This window comes from Alcanivorax sp. DSM 26293, assembly GCF_900107995.1.
Taxonomy (GTDB): domain Bacteria; phylum Pseudomonadota; class Gammaproteobacteria; order Pseudomonadales; family Alcanivoracaceae; genus Alcanivorax.
In genome coordinates, this window is record NZ_FNUM01000005.1 from 40,500 (window position 1) to 58,086 (window position 17,587).

Here is a 17,587-nt window from a genome sequence, read left to right on the forward strand (position 1 = left end):
TATTGTCCATGACATTCTGCATCAGGCTCTGTGAATTGGGGCCCAGAAAATCAAGATCGGATTCGCGATACTGACACAAACCAGAAAAAAACGGACGAACGGTGGAAATAATGAGGGTACCTGTCCTGCTGGGCTTGCTCATGGGGATGAGTGGCTGTGGTGGCATGGACGGGGGGGATCAGCAAAAAGACCCCACGGTAACCGATATCCCGGTGGCGTATGTGCAGCGAGATCTGCCCAGGGATGAAGACGGTGGCATCGTGATGGAGTCTCTGGAGGAGCCGGTTTCATTCCAGGCCGGAGCCAGGCTGATGGTGCGCGATAGCGCTTCCTCCCGTGCTGTGGCTCGCGATATCACCACGGCGATTCTGGGCGATGGCCATGATATTCGTGACCTCACTGTCAGCTACGACGGAAGCCGCCTGCTGTTTTCTGCCCGGGCGCCGGAGATTGAGGACGCGGATGAGGACGAACAACCGACCTGGAATCTCTGGGAGTACGACTTTCAATCAGGCGCGGCCCGGCGGCTGATCAGCAGCGACCTGCGTGCCGAAGAAGGGCAGGATCGCTATCCGGCCTATTTGCCGGATGGTCGTATCGTGTTTGCATCTACCCGTCAGCGCCAGGCCCGGGCCCGCTTGCTGGACGAGGGAAAACCCCAGTTCACCCCGTTGGAGGAGGGTCGCGATAACGCCGCCTTTGCCTTGCACGTAATGAGTGCCGATGGCGTGGAGATCGAGCAGATCACCTTCAACATGAGCCATGATGTGGCGCCACTGGTAGGGCGTGATGGCCGAATCCTGTTTCTGCGCTGGGACAACAAGGACAACGAAAATCGCTTTGATCTGTACCGGGTGAATCCGGATGGCAGTGGTTTGTCGCCGCTCTATGGCGCCGACAGTCATGACGCCGGCGATGATCGAACCCGGGAATTCCTGCCCCTGTCCCTGATGGGAGATGGGCGCCTGCTCACCGCCGCCCGTTTGCGTGAAGCCGGAGCCGGGCAAATGCAGCCGCTGGCCATCGATATCGATAACTTCGTCAATCGAGACGGTCCGCTCCATGGGCGGGTGGCCAGTCAACCGGAGCAGGTCCTGCCCGGTCCGGCTGCCACCCTGGATGACACAGTGGCCGTGGAAGGCCGATTGGCGGATCTGGTGAGCATGGATGATGGTTCAGGCCGGTTTCTGATGGCCTGGTCTCCCTGTCGTTTGCTGGAGGGCGATACGCTGCGCCCCTGCACCGCGGATTACCTGGGTCAGGGGTTGCCGGAAGCGCCGCCGGCTTTCGGTCTGTGGATACTGGATCCCGCTGAGGGTACCCAGCGCCCTGTGGTCTCCCCCCGGAATAATCTCTGGGTGACCGAGCTGGCGGTGGCCACGCCGCGCAGCTTGCCGTCCCAGGCCCTGGATAGTGTCCGGGATGAGGCGCTTGCCGAGGAAAATCTGGCACGGCTGGATATCCGCAGTGTCTACGACATGGACAGCCGTTTCGTCACCTTCAACACGCCAGGCTTGCCGGGGATTGCCTCCCTGGAACAGTACCGGGATCCTTCCCTGGTGACGCCTTCACAACGGCGGGTTCGGTTCCTGCGTATTACCAAGGGGGTGCTGATTCCCGATGAGGATGTGCGGGATATCGCCGGTGCCCAATTCGGGCGGGCGGCGAATTTCGGCATGCGTGAGATCGTTGGCTATGTCCCCGTGGAGCCGGATGGCTCGGTGCGGGTGCAGGTACCGGCGGATGCGCCGTTGGGTTTGCAGCTGGTGGATGCGGACGGCAAGTCGGTCTATAACCGGCATGGTGCCTGGATCAACGTACGGCCCGGAGAAACCCTGCAGTGCCAGGGGTGTCATGCCAACAATTCGCCGCTGCCCCATGGCCGTACCGATGGCATGGCGCCCTCCATCAATACCGGCGCGCCATCTACCGGTCAGCCGTTCCCGAACACTCGCACGGATGTGGTGGGCTTCGCCGATGCTGGCGAAACCATGGCACAGGCCCTGACCCGGCTCTACCCGGAACGGGAAATTCCCAGTATCGATATGCGTGATTTCGATGCCTGGAGCGACCCGGCACCGAGTGAAGACTGGCTGTTGGCCTATGCGGACCTGGAGACGCTGGCGCCGGCTACCGTGCAGTGTCAGCAGCAATGGCAAGCGGAATGCCGCACGGTGATTCACTACGAGGATCATATCCAGCCGCTTTGGGATTTGCCCCGCCAGGCGGATGTGGATGGCAATCTGCAGGACGTGACCTGTTCCTCCTGCCACAACCGTCGCGATGCCATGAATGCGCTGCAGGTACCCCCTGCCCAGCTGGAGCTCACCGGTGAAGCTTCAGCGGACCAGCCATTACAACCTACCAGTTACCGGGAATTACTGTTCAACGACAACGAGCTGATCCTGGAAGACGGGGCGTTGGTGGATCGCCTGGTGATCGTCACGGATGGGGAAGGCAATGTCGTTTACCAAACTGATGAAGACGGCGAGCTGATTCTGGATAACATGGGTAATCCGGTTCCGGTGACAGAAACAGTACCGGTAGCCTCGGTGATTCGTGCCGGGCAGGCGCGCAATTCGGCGGCATTCTTTGATACCTTTATCGGCGGGGGAGTCCACGACGGCTGGTTGACGGCAGAAGAACTGCGATTGCTGGCAGAATGGATCGACCTGGGGGCGCAACTGTATAACGATCCGTTCAGGGTCCCCGAAAACTGAGAAGGCGATCTGTCGGCTTAGTTAGCCTGACAGGGGTCGATGACATCTTTTCCACTGGACCGATGGCATCTGAAGACAAGCCCGGGATTGTGACTCCGGGCTTATTGACTGTTTGATTGAAAGGGGAGACGCACCCGTTGCGCCTTGTAGTTGTCCTGTTATCCATGTTGGTGCTGTTCCCGGCCCAGGCGGTCTCATCCGAACCGGCGCCAGCCTTGCAAGTCAAGGTTGCCGAGCCCTATGTGGAGGTTCATACCGGGCCGGGCCGTGGCTATCCGGTATTCCATGTGGTGGAGCGCCATGCTCCGTTGACCCTGTTGTTTCAGCGCGCGGGCTGGATCAAGGTGGAAACACCGCGCGGACGCATTGGCTGGGTGCCCCGCAAGGCCCTGCTGAAAACCCTGGATGGCGCCGGTGAGACTCCGGAATTGCAACACCTGGGCTATGAGGACTTCACGGGGGGGCACTGGCAGGCATCGGTGCTGGCGGGGGAGCTGGACGGGGTGACCTCACTGGCCGTCGGAATGGGTTACCGGTTCACCGAAAACTTTACAGCAGAAGCCATGTTTACCCAGGCCAGCGGTAATTTTTCCAACAACAAGCTGCTTGAGTTGAACCTTCAGCATCAGCTTTTCCCGCGCTGGCGAGTCTCCCCCTACGTGATGCTGGGAACCGGCCGTGCCAGTATTGAACCCCGGGCCACTCTGGTGCGCCCGGAAAACCGTGACGAGACACTGGCCTTTGCCGGTGGCGGCCTGAAAGTCTATCTCGCCCGCGGCTTTGTATTACGGGGTGAATACCGGAGCTATGTGCTGTTCACCGAAGAAAACGACAACCGGAATCTGGAAGAATGGAAACTCGGTTTCTCCCTGCTGTTTTAACGTTGTGCCTGTTGCCTCTCACAGGGTATGGGCAAGAGACGAACCATCAACAAACCTCCATCCAGGATGCTGACCCGGGATCGGTGCTGGATCCTGAAATCGAACGCCGCCGTATCAAGGAAGCGGACATTGATACGGAAAATTTTGAGGCGGGTATCTACGCGGGCATTCTTTCCATCGAAGATTTCGGTGCCGAGCCGGTAGTCGGGGTGAGGCTGGATTACCACTTGTCCGAGGATGTGTTCTTCGAAGCGGTATTGGGCCGGGCGGAGGCAGGTGAAACCAGTTTCGAAACCCTCAATGCCGGGGTGCGACTGCTCAATGATGACGAGCGCGAGTTTACCTATTACCAGGCGTCGGTAGGCTACAACCTGCTGCCAGGCGAAGCCTTCCTGTCGGGGGGGCGTACCTTTAACAATGCCCTCTACTTGCTGGGCGGGGCGGGCATTACGGATTTTGCCGGCGATGAGCATTTCACTCTGGGTGTTGGTGTGGGGTATCGGCTGCTGGTCAATGACCTGATCGCCGTGCGTGTGGATATGAAAGATCACATCTTCAATCTGGATGTGCTGGGGGAAGACAAGACCACTCACAATCTTGAACTGACCGCCGGGGTCAGCCTGTTTTTCTGAAAAGGGTAGGGGGAGCAATAATGAAAAAAACACTGACAATGATACTGGGCGCGTTGGCTTTGCTGTTGGCAAGCAATGCGTACTCTGCGGAGGGGGAGCCCGCGCCGGACTTCACGCTGAAGACCCTTGATGGCACCAACCTGAAACTCAGTGAGCAGCGGGGCACTGTGATCTTGCTGAATTTCTGGGCTTCCTGGTGCGGACCCTGCCGGACGGAAATGCCTCTGCTGGACGCGCTCTATGAGGAATATCGGGATTACGGATTTACCGTGCTGGGTGTCAATCTGGATGAAAACCGTGACCAGGCAGATCGCCTTCTGGACAAGATTCCGGTGACCTTTCCGGTACTGTTTGATCCGCAAAACAGCACCAGTGAAACCTATGGCGTGGATGCCATGCCCACGACCGTACTGATTGATCGCAATGGCGTGGTTCGTCATCACCACCGGGGTTACAAGGATGGCTACATGGATAAATACGAAGAGCAGGTGAAGGCGCTGGTGCTGGAATGAAAACAGTGGGAACGATACGTATTGCCGGACTGATTCTGCTCCTGGCGTTTACCGCCAGCGGTTGCGCCGTCAGACCCTGGCTCAAGCCCTATGACCGCGCCAGACTGGCGGACCCGGTGATGAATGTATCGGCACACCCGATAGCGGAAAGCTACATGGGCCATGTGCATCAGGCCCGGGAAAGCATGCGTGGAGCGGAAGGTAGTGCGGGTGGAGGTTGCGGATGCAACTGATGCGTACGCTGTCGGTGGCCTTGCTGCTGGGGGCCAGTACCCTGCTGCAGGCCTCGGTGTTGCCTGAGGACCGGCTGGATGTGCTCTACCATCAGTACGAAGGGGGCGGCATGAAAATCAACGGCCCCTCCGTGCTGGTAAGAAAATCCTTTGCCGACAAGGTGGCAGTGCATGCCAACTATTATGTGGATGAGGTTTCCGCCGCCTCCATTGATGTGCTGGTCAGCGCCAGCCCCTACTCGGAAGAACGTACCGAAAAAAGCGTGGGCGTCGACTACCTGCATGGCAAGGCTATTTACTCGTTAAGCTACGCCAACAGCGAGGAAAATGATTTCGAGGCCAACTCGGTGCACTTTGACATGAGTCAGGATTTTTTCGGTGACCTGACGACGCTGAGCCTGGGGTACTCCAAAGGCTGGGATGAAGTCTTCCGCACCGGTGACAACAGCTTTGCGGAAGAGGCGGATCGACAGCATTTTCGTATCAACCTGTCACAAATCCTGACCCGGAACCTGATGGCCAGCCTGGGTCATGAGCTGATCACCGACGAAGGCTATCTGAACAATCCCTACCGTTCGGTGCGCTATCTGACCTCCGGCGGCAGCTACAGTTTTGAGCCGGAACGTTATCCGGAAACACGCACCAGTGAAGCCACCTCCCTGCGGCTGTCCTACTATCTACCCTGGCGAGCGGGCCTGCATGGGGAATACCGGATCTATGATGACTCCTGGGGCATTGATGCCAGTAGCTGGCAGGTCAAGCTGATACAACCCCTGGGCAGCAACTGGACACTGGAAGGACGTTATCGGGCCTACCAGCAGGGTGATGCGGATTTTTATGCCGACCTGTTTCCTTTCCAGAACGCGCAGAATTTTCTGGCCCGGGACAAGGAGCTTAGCGAGTTCAGTTCCACCGTTGTGGGGCTGGGCATCGGTTTCGAGTTCAGCAAGCCGAACTGGGAAACCATCGACCGGGCAGGGCTGAATCTGTGGGTCGATCGCTTCAGTTTCGATTACGACAACTACCGCGATATCCGTGTCGATACGACCCCGGGCACGGAACCCCTGTACAGCTTTGATGCCACCGTAACCCGGTTATTGTTTACGTTGTGGTATTGAGCTACGAGCTACACTCGATGGATAGGGAAAAAGCTGGAAAATTCCCCCGGGCCTCGGCATTTCTACGATGCCGCTGTAGGAACGGAGCGTAGCGGAGTAACGCACGTAGTGCAGTGCGGCCCGAAGGGTGCGCGAAGCGAATAACCTATGCTTGCTCCCCCGGGGATCTATGACATGCGAACCGCGCTCGCGCGGAAATCGACCGGAGGGCGATCAGGAATATTTGGGCTCGACAGGTCTTTCCAAACCCTCCCGATCCGGTATCCCCCCCAACCCTATTCACCATGCACGCATGACTCCAGCGGGATGAGTGCCTGGCAGGGAGGAAATCGCGCCGCCAGCGACGCTCCTGCAAAAAACTTCCGGGCCTGTGTGCTACAGCGAATCCGTCAGCAAAATGCCGAAGCTGAAACGGTTTTCGTAATCGTCGTAGTTGATCAGCGAATCACCGTAACCGCTGAATACCTGTACCAGTCCCTTGAAACGCTTGCTTAACGGGAAGGAGTAGTTGATCCGCCCGGCCCCTTTGTTGTCCGAGCGCAGGTTGTTGCGCACCATCAGCTCAAGCACGTGGTTGCGGAACGGGTAGGCTACTTCCAGTTCGAAATTGCCCATGAATTTTTCGATGTCCGGATTGTCGTCGCCGGACGTGTCCAGTGGGTCATCTTTCTTCTCTTCGGGAATCCGGTACCAGGGTTTCACGGACCAGTAATAGTCACCGGTCTTGAAGATATAGTTCATGAATACCCGGTTCCAGCTCCGGGACACGGGGACATCCCGACCATTGGACTGGTGGTTGAAACCGGCCACCAGCAGCTCGGAGTCCAGCGGTCCAATCTGCCAGTCGACAGGCTTGGAAATGAAGATCTCCGGCTCGTAGTTGGTTTCCCGAAACGGTGCGGAGATCTCGCTGTTGTAAGCCTGCCAGAAGAAGGTGCCAGTGAAGGCCATCCACAGAGTGACATCATCGACGATGTTTTCCTTCAAGGGGGCCTTGAGCGATAGCTGGAATTTCACCTCGTTGGGTTGCAGATCCCGGTCATCCTTCTCCGGATCATTCCATTGCCGGTTGGACCAGTAGCTATAGGGCAGCAAGTAATTACGGCGGTGAGGGGTAATCACAAAGGGATTGCCGCGGGTGGTGTTCTCCAACGCCAGGCGGGCGCGCAGGGCGTCCTCGTTGGTCCGTTCGCCGGGCAGCTCTTCACCGTTCTGGCACCAGCCTCGCAGCTCTTTCAGGGTAACCTGCTCATTGGCCGTCTGGGCACTGCGCAGCAGGCAATCGTTCTCCTGCTGGGTTTGACTCATCTCCGTAGGAGGCGCATCGGGAACCGGCGTCTCTTTCTCCGGCGTTTGTGCCGTCTGCTCTTTTTCGCGTTCGGTTGCTTTCGGAGCGTCTTCGGCGAGGACAGGGGAGGCACAGATAGAGGCACTTACCAGTGTCAGGGCCAGCGCCAGAGATTTGCACATGGGGGGATCCTTTTGCGTTGCCGGGCGTTCTGTTTGGCTCATCCAGCTGCCTGTGTTACAGGTTGCTGACTTCCTCGTCGCTCATTGAGCGAGCCTGATCCTCCAACATGACAGGAATGCCATCGCGTACCGGGTAGGCCAGGCCACTGGCCTTGCACTTGAGTTCACCGGCCTTGTCGTCATAGATGAGGGGCGCCTTGCTGACCGGGCAAACCAGAATGTCGAGTAGGTTGGTATCAATCATTTTTACCGTCCTTTGCAGTGATTCCGGGAGTATACCCAATGTCCACCGCGGGGGAGAGAATCCTCCCGCAATCCCTCCCGGTTTTTGCAAAAAACCTGTTAAAACAGTTGCCTATAAAGGCAAACGCAAGTTTCAAACGCTTGTTTGACTCACGGGTCACAAATAGGGGTAGAGGGGGGATTGAGGCCTGACCTAAGATTAGCGTCCCAAATAGCTGGCGAGCCCACGGCCCGCCTCATTTTCACCGATGATTTTAGGGAGATTTGAGATGCCGGATTACAAGGCTCCCCTGCGCGATATGCGCTTTGTGCTGAATGAAGTCCTGGACATCGATGGCCATTACCAGGGCCTCGGTCTGGAAGAGGTCAACAGCGAACTGCTGAACGCCTTCCTGGAAGAGGGCGCCAAGTTTGCCGAGAACGAGCTGGCTCCCCTGAACCGTTCCGGTGATGAGGAAGGCTGTGGTTTCGACAACGGTGTGGTGACTACGCCGAAAGGCTTCAAGGAAGCCTACGCCAAGTACGTGGAAGGCGGCTGGCCGGCCATGGGCGGCGACCCGGAATTCGGCGGCCAGGGCCTGCCCGGTTCCGCCGGTATCGCCATCAGCGAAATGACCGGTACCGCCAACTGGTCCTGGAGCATGTACCCGGGTCTGTCCCACGGTGCCGTAGCGACCATCGAAGAGCACGGTACCGACGAGCAGAAACAGGCCTACCTGCCGAAACTGACCAGCGGTGAGTGGACGGGCACCATGTGTCTGACCGAGCCCCATTGTGGTTCCGACCTGGGCATCCTGAAGACCAAGGCCGAGCCCAACGCGGACGGCTCCTTCAATATTACCGGTACCAAGATTTTTATTTCCGCCGGTGAGCACGACATGGCCGAGAACATCGTCCATATCGTACTGGCCCGTCTGCCTGACGCGCCCAAGGGCACCAAGGGTATCTCCCTGTTCATCGTGCCCAAGTTCATGACCGACGGTAACGGCGGCGTTGGCGAGCGCAACACCGTGACCTGTGGTTCCATCGAACACAAGATGGGCATCAAGGCCTCCGCCACCTGTGTGATGAACTTTGACGGTGCAAAAGGCTACCTGATCGGCCCGGAGAACAAGGGTCTGAACTGCATGTTCACCTTCATGAACTTCGCTCGTCTGGGTACCGCTATCCAGGGTGTGGCTCACGCCGAGTTGGGTTTCCAGGGTGGTCTGACCTACGCCAAGGACCGTCTGGCCATGCGCAGCCTGTCCGGCCCGAAAAACCCGGAAGGCCCGGCAGATCCCATTATCGTTCACCCGGACGTGCGTCGCATGCTGCTCACCTCCAAGGCGTTCGCCGAGGGTGGTCGTGCCCTGGTTTACCTGTGTGCCCAGCTGGGCGACAAGGTGAAGCTGGAGAAAGACGAAGCCGCCCGTAAGGAAGCGGATGAACTGATGGCGCTGCTGACCCCGATCGCCAAGGCGTTCGTGACCGAAGCGGGTCTGGAAGCGGCCAACCACGGTGTGCAGATCTACGGTGGTCACGGCTTTATCCGTGAGTGGGGCATGGAGCAAAACGTGCGTGATGCCCGTATCTCCACCCTGTACGAAGGCACCACCGGTATCCAGGCGCTGGATCTGCTGGGCCGTAAGGTGATGATGACCCAGGGTCAGGCCCTGCGTAACTTCACCAAGATCGTACACAAGTTCTGCGAGAGCAATGCCGACAATGCCGACCTGAAGGAACTGCTGGAGCCCCTGGCTGGCTACAACAAGGAATGGGGCGAGCTGACCCAGGCCATTGGCATGCAGGCCATGCAGAACCCGGATTATGTTGGTGCCGCGTCCGTGGACTACCTGATGTACTCCGGCTACGTGACCCTGGCGTACCTGTGGGCGCGCATGGCAGCCGTGGCGCACGCCGCACTGGAATCCGGTGCCGGTGACGAGGACTTCTACAAGGCCAAGATCAGCACGGCCAAGTTCTACTTCAAGCGCATCCTGCCGAGAGCGGCGGGTCACAAGGGCTCCATCGAAGGCGGCCTGGACTGCCTGATGGAACTGGACGCGGAACACTTCGCGTTCTGATCCGGCGTTGATGCCAGTAAAAAAACCCGCCCTCATCCGGCGGGTTTTTTTTTGACGGTAGGGGAGCGGACACCATAGCGGGCATTTTTCGCTATAGTGTCGGCACAAAAATATGACAGGGATGGGGGATATCCATGAAGAAGTTGATTGCACTGGTTCTGGTGCTGGTTGTGGCGTGGCTGGGGGCCACGTTCTATGTGGGCATGCGTGCGGAGACACTGTTTCGCGAGGAGGTCGCAGGTCTGGAAGTGATTCCGGGGCAGCGGGATATCATCGTTGATGTGTTCAGTTATGAGCGCGGGCTATTCCGCGCCAGCGCGGTGACTTGCCTGATCATTCAGGGTGAGATGGCGTCAACGGCCAACCTGGGTGCCATGTCGGGAAAAATCTGTTCTCTCAGCACGATTCACCACGGCCCCTTCGCCTGGACCGATGACGGTCTGTTTGTGGGCATTGCCGCCAGCGAGGAAGTGCTGGATTTGAGCGAGTTGCCTGCGGAAATGACGGCCATGGTGAGCGAGATTTTCCAGGGCAAGCCCCCGGTGACGGGTTATAGCCGCTATGGCTTTGACGGCAGCCTGACCATGAAAGTGGCGGTGGCGCCGGTAAACCTGGATTCGCCCATGGGTAAGGTGGTCCTTGAAGAGCTGCAGCTGGACGTGTTGCGGCCGACGGCGGGGGACTACCCGGTCAATGCCTACCTGTCACTGCAGGGGCTGGATGTGTCGTCACCGAAAATGGGGTTTGCAGTGGATTCGCTGACCGGGTCGGTGGATGTGATTGCCATGTTGGGCGGAGAATTGCCGCTGGCAAATATCAATTTTACCGGCAAGCAGCTGCGCTGGTCCCAGGGTCAGCAGCCGATGCTGGCGTTTGATCTGACCCTGCAGGGCACCACCAAGGACCACGGTGACACCCTGAGTGGCGACAGTCGGCTGTGGCTGGACCAGGTGGCCGGTCCCATGGTGCCGCTGCCCATGGACAGCGCCTATCTGGGCATGGAGTATGCCGGCCTGGACAAGCAGGCCCTGGTCAGGGTGCATGCCCTCAATCGGGAAATGGATGAAATCCAGACCCGGGCCCTGATGGGCGCCCTGTCCGGAAACGGAGAGCAGGCTGACATGGAGCAGCAGATGATGCGTATGCAGAGTCTGCTGGAGGAGATGACGCAGGTAGCCGCTGAGCAACTGCTGCGCCCCGGGGATAGTGAACTGGCATTGCAGATGCTGGTGGATGACCAGGGGGAGCGGCAGCTCACCCTGGACAGCAAGGCCCGTTACCTGGGAGTCGAGGGTGGCAACCTGCCCACCCTGGAACTGATGGCCCTGAGTGAAGAGCAGTTCCAGCAGATGCTGGATATTCAGGTGCACCTGGACATGCACCAGGGGATGGTGCCGCCGCCCTATGCCGACCGCCTGGTGGCCCTTGCCGAGCAGGGCGTTGTGGAGCGACAAGGCGAGCGCTGGCGTAGTGTGATCAATGTCGGTAACGGGGTCCTGAGTCTCAACGGTCAGCCCGTGAGCCGGACCCAACTGCAGGCACGGGTGCAGGCCATCTCCGCTCCTGACAGTGACCCGCAGGCCGAGGAAACCGAGACCCTCCAGGTCGATTGACCCGCAAAACCCGCCGTCTGGCGGGTTTTTTATTCCCCGTAAAATCGGGCATGCTGTAATTATTCTCTCGCGGGTCCATTGCCTTCTAGGAGGGGAGACATGGGGACAGTCAGAGTGCTGTGCTGGCGCTCACTAGCGATGCTGTTTGTGCTACTGGGAATGATCGGTGTGGTCGTTCCGGGCATGCCCACCGTGGTCTTCCTGCTGCTGGCGGCATGGGCCGGGAGTCACGGCTGGCCACAGCTCGAGCGCTGGCTGGTACAGCATCCCCGTCACGGGGGGCATATCCGTCAATGGCGCGAACACGGTGCCATTCCCCGCCGCGCCAAGTGTGCAGCGTCCACCATGATGCTCATCAGCATTGCCCTGATCAGTCTGTCATCGGCGCCTGATTACGTGAAAATCGGCGTGCCACTGCTGCTTTGCGGGGTGTTGCTGTGGATGTGGCGCCGGCCGGAGCCGATTGAATAGGCCAGGGGTATTGCCGATACCGAACGACGCTGTCCGATGCTCACAAACCGTGTCTTCTCCCTCTTACTTCCACTCGCTGCGTGATTGACGCGTGAGGCCATGAACGGCGGGTCACAAATAACCCTGTTACCCGGCGCCCTGGCTGCCTAAAATTTGCGCCCTGCCAACTTTCAGGAGATGTGCAAATGGCGACCTATAAAGCGCCCCTCGAGGACATGCGTTTTGTTCTCAACGATGTGTTCAAAGCGGATCAGCTGTGGGCTTCCATGCCTGCCACCGCCGAGGTAACCCGCGACCTGTCCGACGCCATTCTGGAAGAAGCGGGCAAGATGACCGAAGGCCTGTTGTTTCCGTTGAACCGCAATGGTGATGAGCAGGGTTGTACCTGGAATGACGGGGATGTGACCACCCCGGACGGGTTCAAGGACGCGTTCAAAACCTTTGCCGAAAATGGCTGGAGTGCGTTCTCCGGTAATCCGGAATTCGGTGGCCAGGGCATGCCCAAATCCTTGGCGGTGCTGTTCGAGGAAATGATGCACAGCGCCTGCTCGTCTTTCGCCCTGTATCCTGCGCTGACCAGCGGTGCCTGCCTGGCCATCGATGCCCACGCCAGCCAGGAACTGAAAGAGCAGTATCTGCCCAAGCTGTACAGCGGTGAGTGGAGCGGCACCATGTGCCTCACCGAGCCTCACTCCGGCACGGATCTGGGGATCCTGCGTACCAAGGCTGAGCCCAACGACGACGGTTCCTTCAACATCACCGGTACCAAGATCTTTATCACCGGTGGTGAGCACGACATGACCAGCAATCATGTTCACCTGGTGCTGGCGAAACTGCCGGACGCCCCGGCCGGTTCCAAGGGTATTTCCCTGTTCCTGGTGCCCAAGTTCCTGCCCGACGCGGACAACAACGCGGGCGAGCGTAATGGCGCTACTTGTGGCTCCATTGAGCACAAGATGGGCATCAAGGGCTCCGCTACCTGTGTCATGAACTTCGACAGCGCCAAGGGCTGGATCATTGGCGAGCCCAATCAGGGGCTGGCGTGCATGTTCACCATGATGAACTACGAGCGTCTGTCCATCGGCCTGCAGGGTCTGGGCCTGGGTGAAGTGAGCTACCAGAGCGCCGTGGACTACGCCCGCGAGCGCCTGCAGGGCCGCAGCGCCACCGGCGCAAAAAATCCCAACGGCCCGGCGGACCCGATCATTGTTCACGGTGACGTTCGGCGCATGCTGATGAACATGCGTGCCATCAATGAGGGTGGCCGTGCCCTGGCTGCCTACGTGGGCATGCAGTTGGACACCGCCAAGTTCAGCGACGATGCGGACGCCAAGAAAAAGGCGGAAGACCGGGTTGCGCTGCTGACTCCGGTAGCCAAGGCTTTCTTCACCGATCGCGGTCTGGATACCACCATCACCGGTCAGCAGGTTTTCGGTGGCCACGGTTATATCCGTGAGTGGGGCATGGAGCAGTTCGTGCGCGACTGCCGTATTTCCCAGATCTACGAAGGCACCAACGGCATCCAGGCGCTGGACCTGGCGGGCCGGAAAGTGGCCCGTAATGGCGGCAAATCCGTGGAAGCCTTCCTGGCGGATGCCCAGGCCTGGGTTGAAGAAAACAGCGGTAACGGCCAGCTGGCTGCGATCAGCAACGAGCTGCAGGCGGCACTGACCCTGCTCAAGGACGCCACCGACGAGCTGCTGTCCCAGGCGGCTAACAACCCGGACGCGATCAGCGCTGCCGCCGTGGAGTATCTGGACCTGTTCGGTTACGTGCTCTACGCCTGGCTGTGGGCACAGATGCTGGCGGCCACCGACGGTCGGGATGACGACTTCGCTAAGGCCAAGCGTATTACCTGCCAGTACTACTTCCAGCGCATCCTGCCCAAGGCCCATGCCCTGTTCGCCCAGATCAAGAGTGGCGCGGATACCATGATGGGTCTGGACGGCGAGTGGTTCTGAGTGAAAAGTTGAAAGTGCAACGTTAAAACGCGGGAGAGGTTATCCCGTACTGAAAACCAAGAGGCCGCGCCCAGTACCTGTGCGCGGCCTCTTGTGTTTAGTGAAACCAGTGCGTTTTTCCGCGGTTCAACTTTACACCGTTGACGTTCAACGGCCTCTACGGAAACTGCATATTCAATGGAGAGCTTGCTTCCAGTGATTCCGCCCGGTTCGGTTCATCGATAAAGGGGTTGCGGTTGCCCTGAACCTGTTCGATCACGTTGTTGCGGCGACGTTCCTCGTCATCCACCGGGTCATCCCGATTCCAGCGCTGGTACATTTCCAGCGTTCCCAGCAAGGGGATGTCGTAGCGGTCGTACAGATAGAGCATGGCCCTGGCCACATCGCCCTTGGCGGACCGGGGTGGCTCGAAAACCTGAAAGGCCTGTTTATAGCCGCATTGGGAGTCGGTTGCTGTGGTGGCAGGCAGATCACCCAGCAGGGTTCGGCGCCGGTCCAGTTCGGCGCGGCGGGTTACCGGGAACAGGCTGTGGCGATCCCGTGTTGCATTGGCGAACTGCTGGTTGCTCTGGCAAAGGCGGCTGGTGCGGCAGCCAAAGTGTTGAGCCAGTCGGCGTTCATCATAGATATGTTCAACAGAGACCCGATCCCCGGGCTGAAACGCTTCCTGGCAATAAAGCGTCTTGCCGCCATTGGCATACACCTGTTGCAGGAATTGTTGTTCAGGTGAATCGCCATAGCTGGCGGCTACTGGCAAGAAAAATGCCAATAGGACCAGTGAAAACTTGTTCATATTGTGAGTCCCGTCACATGTCTTCTCTTGCCATCTTAGCCCCCAAAGGCAGAGTGACAGCTAACTACAATGTATACCGGGGAGATGGAAGGTGCCAATGGTCGGACTAGCGGTTGTCTAACAAGAGCGCCACGCAATCGCCAATATGTGCGTCAATCGCACTGTCTGGCGGCATTCGCTCCGGGGATAAAAGCGCGCACAGCTGGAACTCGGCTTTCACCATACCCAGGAACTGACGGGCAGTGTGCGGGGTGGGCAGTGAGGCGGGTAATTGCCCCTGTCGTTGCAGGTGATCCAGATATTTCTCCAGCTCATTGAGCAACAACGCCGGGCCCGCCAGATACGCGCTGCGAGCCAGTTCCGGAAAGGCCGGTGCCTGGGTGATCAACAGTCGGTACAACTCCAGGTTGACCGGTTCCAGCAACGCAAACACGAAGTTGCGGGCAAGCACGGTCAGCCCTTCCCGCGCCGGCATCCCGGTGACATCGATGGCGCGGACGTCCTCAACCAGCTTGTCGGTGTGATAGCGAATCACCGCACCGAACAGCCCCTGTTTGTCACCAAAATAGTCATAGAGGCTGCGCCTGGAGCCGCCGGCCCGGGCAATGATCATGTTCAGAGTCGTGCCTTCGTAGCCATGCTGCAGGAACGTTTCCGTGGCGGCTTCGAGAATGGCTTGCTGACGCTTCTGGCCGCGCTGGCTAAGGGGTTGTTGCATGAAAGGGCCGACAAGTGAACAGGGAAAAAGGGTCCGGGCACCGGGTTTTCGTCAAACGGGTCACCCTATTGTGCCCTGCGGGAGCAGGCAGGTCAGCAGTGGGTACCGGTATGTCCATGATAGCCGTCACATCCGGGCAAAGGGTCATCATTTTATGGTTGATATATAAATAAGAATCAATATCATTGCGATTCGTTTTTGTATCAGCCATGGAGGCGGACCACTGTCATGACCTTGCCGGGTTTGCTGTTTTCCGGTCGCAAAGCAACCTTTGTGGCTGTCGTTGTGCTCAGTGTGCTCAGTGCCTTGCTGAGTGTGGCCGTGCTGGCATTCATCAGTCAGCGATTACTGGCCGGAGGGGCGGAGCTGGGCATGGTGTTGATGCAGTTTGCCCTGCTGCTGCTGGCGTTGTTGGCCACAGCCACCGGCGCCCAGGTCACTCTCCACCGGCTGGGGCATCGCATGGTCTATGGCCTGCGGCGCGATCTGGTGCGCCGTGTGTTGGCCACGGATATTGAGCAACTGGAAAAGGTGGGGGGGCCGCCTCTGCTGGCGGCACTCAGTACCGATACCCGTAATCTCACTATCGCTTTTGTGCATCTGCCCGAGCTGGTTTACGGCGCCGCGCTCAGTGTGGCGGCTCTGAGCTGGCTGGCCTGGCTGTCGCCGGCCCTGTTTGCCGTCACCGTGGTATGGCTGGTGGCGACCGCAGGGATGGGCATCTGGCTGGTGGGGCGGATCAACTTTCATGTGGGCAAGGTACGGGAGGGTGATGATCACCTGTACCAGGATTACCAGGCCATGATTGACGGGCGCAAGGAGCTGGCCCTGAACCGCGCCCGGGCGGCGCGTTTCTACCAGGAAGAGTTTGACGATCACGCCCGTGCCTACCGTGACCACGTCACCCGCGCGGATATTTTCAATGGCGTGGCCGGCAATATGGCCAATGTGCTGATGCTGGCCCTGATCGGCGTGCTGTTCTATCTGGCGTCCGGGCTGGGCTGGGCCAGCGCCAATACCGCTTCGGTTTTTGCGCTCACCATTCTGCTGTTGCGCACCCCCCTGATTGGCGCTGTGGCCGCATTGCCCACCCTGCTGGCGGCGCGAGTGTCCCTGAAAAAGCTTGCCGGGTTGCAGTTGGTAGAAGGGAATACCGACTTTGCGCCGAAGGGGGAGTCACTGGCCGGCTTCAAGCAGTTGTCACTGAAGGGCGCCTGCTACCGTTATCCGGATCAGGATGGCGTGGCCGGATTTGAGGTCGGTCCGCTGGACCTGACCGTAAAGCGGGGTGAGCTGATTTTTGTCCAGGGGGGCAACGGCAGTGGCAAGAGCACCTTTGCGCGGCTGCTGACCGGTCTCTATCGCCCCCTGCAGGGTACCTTGAGCGTGGATGGCCAGCCCATTACCGAAGACAACCGGGTCGCTTATCGACAGCTTTTTTCCTCGGTCTTTACTGACTTCTACCTGTTCAATCGCCTGTTGCAGGGTGACGGCGCCGAGGTGCGCGTCGACGAGGTGGACGACTGGCTGAAGACCCTGGGTATGCAGCACAAGGTGCGCCAGGCGGATGGGCGGCTCAGTGACATCCGGTTCTCCCAGGGGCAGCGCAAGCGGCTGGCGTTGCTGATGGCGGTCATGGAGCAGCGCGACTGTCTGTTACTGGATGAATGGGCGGCGGATCAGGACCCGCAGTTCCGGCAGTTTTTCTACCACGCGTTATTGCCGCGTCTGCAGGCACAGGGCAAAACCATTATTGCCATCACCCACGACGATCATTACTTCGACCGGGCGGATCGGCTGTTGAAAATGGACGCCGGCCAGCTCATCGAGCTGGACGGTCAGTCCGCCAGACACAGCGTGCACGCCCTCCGTGAAGCCGGGGCCTGACTCCCGGCGCAACGGATCATGCCGACAAGGCGAGGAAACCATGAGTATTGATAACCCCGATACCGAATTTCACGTGGTCATTAACGACCAGGAACAGTACAGCATCTGGCCTACCTACCGTCCCGTTCCTGCTGGCTGGCAGCCGGTGGGGATCAGTGGCAACAAGGCTCACTGCCTGGAGCATATCAACCAGGTATGGACCGACCAGCGCCCCAGGCGTCTGCGCGACGCTCAGGCCTGATTCTCTGTCACGCAATTTTGTAAAGGAG

The 17,587-nt window shown here is 59.0% G+C and carries 16 protein-coding genes; 12 read left to right on the forward strand and 4 right to left on the reverse strand.

From position 1 onward, the window contains the following. The first annotated feature begins 110 nt into the window (after positions 1–110). The 6 genes from C4S63_RS10135 to C4S63_RS10160 all read left to right on the forward strand — a co-directional run bounded on the left by C4S63_RS10135 (position 111) and on the right by C4S63_RS10160 (position 6,096). A complete protein-coding gene (locus C4S63_RS10135; RefSeq protein WP_103917495.1) occupies positions 111–2,720 on the forward strand; it encodes a hypothetical protein in 2,610 nt (869 codons plus the stop codon). Positions 2,721–2,857: 137 nt separating this feature from the next. Then, the gene (locus C4S63_RS10140) at positions 2,858–3,601 is read left to right on the forward strand and encodes an outer membrane beta-barrel protein (protein ID WP_103917496.1); all 744 of its coding nucleotides are present in this window, start codon (positions 2,858–2,860) and stop codon (positions 3,599–3,601) included. 83 nt (positions 3,602–3,684) lie between these two features. Continuing rightward, entirely contained in the window at positions 3,685–4,233 is a 549-nt protein-coding gene (locus C4S63_RS10145; RefSeq protein ID WP_231866032.1) for an outer membrane beta-barrel domain-containing protein, read from the forward strand. 20 nt (positions 4,234–4,253) lie between these two features. Then, entirely contained in the window at positions 4,254–4,745 is a 492-nt protein-coding gene (locus C4S63_RS10150; RefSeq protein WP_062815851.1) for a TlpA disulfide reductase family protein, read from the forward strand. Further along, positions 4,742–4,978, forward strand: coding sequence for a DUF4266 domain-containing protein (locus C4S63_RS10155; protein WP_082810776.1), 237 nt, complete (start codon positions 4,742–4,744; stop codon positions 4,976–4,978). The genes C4S63_RS10150 and C4S63_RS10155 overlap by 4 nt, the downstream gene beginning before the upstream one ends. After that, positions 4,969–6,096, forward strand: a complete 1,128-nt coding sequence (locus C4S63_RS10160) for a DUF3570 domain-containing protein (RefSeq protein WP_062815852.1) — start codon at positions 4,969–4,971, stop codon at positions 6,094–6,096. Before C4S63_RS10155 ends, C4S63_RS10160 begins: the two co-directional genes overlap by 10 nt. Before the next feature lie 375 nt (positions 6,097–6,471). Here the strand turns inward: C4S63_RS10160 and C4S63_RS10165 are convergent, their stop codons facing one another. Both C4S63_RS10165 and C4S63_RS10170 read right to left on the reverse strand, forming a co-directional pair. After that, the gene (locus tag C4S63_RS10165; protein WP_103917497.1) at positions 6,472–7,566 is read right to left on the reverse strand and encodes a phospholipase A; all 1,095 of its coding nucleotides are present in this window, start codon (positions 7,564–7,566) and stop codon (positions 6,472–6,474) included. Between the two features lie 55 nt (positions 7,567–7,621). Next, positions 7,622–7,810 carry a Trm112 family protein gene (locus C4S63_RS10170; protein WP_062815854.1) on the reverse strand — a complete coding sequence of 63 codons (189 nt, stop codon included), beginning with the start codon at positions 7,808–7,810 and terminating at the stop codon, positions 7,622–7,624. Positions 7,811–8,078: 268 nt separating this feature from the next. On the opposite strand from C4S63_RS10170, the gene C4S63_RS10175 reads away from it, so the two are divergent. The 4 genes from C4S63_RS10175 to C4S63_RS10190 all read left to right on the forward strand — a co-directional run bounded on the left by C4S63_RS10175 (position 8,079) and on the right by C4S63_RS10190 (position 13,920). Continuing rightward, on the forward strand, positions 8,079–9,875 hold the full coding sequence (locus tag C4S63_RS10175; protein ID WP_062815855.1) for an acyl-CoA dehydrogenase C-terminal domain-containing protein: 1,797 nt from the start codon (positions 8,079–8,081) through the stop codon (positions 9,873–9,875). Positions 9,876–10,009: 134 nt separating this feature from the next. Then, positions 10,010–11,488 carry a DUF945 family protein gene (locus C4S63_RS10180; RefSeq protein WP_103917498.1) on the forward strand — a complete coding sequence of 493 codons (1,479 nt, stop codon included), beginning with the start codon at positions 10,010–10,012 and terminating at the stop codon, positions 11,486–11,488. A gap of 99 nt (positions 11,489–11,587) precedes the next feature. Next, entirely contained in the window at positions 11,588–11,959 is a 372-nt protein-coding gene (locus C4S63_RS10185) for a YbaN family protein (RefSeq protein WP_063509212.1), read from the forward strand. Positions 11,960–12,144: 185 nt separating this feature from the next. Next, positions 12,145–13,920, forward strand: a complete 1,776-nt coding sequence (locus C4S63_RS10190; RefSeq protein WP_103917499.1) for an acyl-CoA dehydrogenase C-terminal domain-containing protein — start codon at positions 12,145–12,147, stop codon at positions 13,918–13,920. Between the two features lie 157 nt (positions 13,921–14,077). On the opposite strand, the gene C4S63_RS10195 is transcribed toward C4S63_RS10190, so the two are convergent. Together C4S63_RS10195 and C4S63_RS10200 are read right to left on the reverse strand one after the other, a co-directional pair. Further along, on the reverse strand, positions 14,078–14,713 hold the full coding sequence (locus C4S63_RS10195; protein WP_103917500.1) for an endonuclease: 636 nt from the start codon (positions 14,711–14,713) through the stop codon (positions 14,078–14,080). 106 nt (positions 14,714–14,819) lie between these two features. Then, complete coding sequence (locus tag C4S63_RS10200; protein WP_063509209.1) at positions 14,820–15,431, reverse strand: TetR/AcrR family transcriptional regulator; 612 nt, start codon at positions 15,429–15,431, stop codon at positions 14,820–14,822. Between the two features lie 228 nt (positions 15,432–15,659). Here C4S63_RS10200 and C4S63_RS10205 point away from each other — a divergent pair, with 228 nt between their 5' ends. Both C4S63_RS10205 and C4S63_RS10210 read left to right on the forward strand, forming a co-directional pair. Continuing rightward, positions 15,660–17,318: a multidrug ABC transporter permease/ATP-binding protein gene (locus C4S63_RS10205; protein ID WP_103917501.1), complete on the forward strand. Its 1,659-nt coding sequence runs from the start codon at positions 15,660–15,662 to the stop codon at positions 17,316–17,318. 40 nt (positions 17,319–17,358) lie between these two features. Next, positions 17,359–17,559 (forward strand): MbtH family protein, encoded by a 201-nt coding sequence (locus tag C4S63_RS10210; RefSeq protein WP_062815862.1) that lies wholly within the window; start codon positions 17,359–17,361, stop codon positions 17,557–17,559. Positions 17,560–17,587 lie beyond the last annotated feature (28 nt).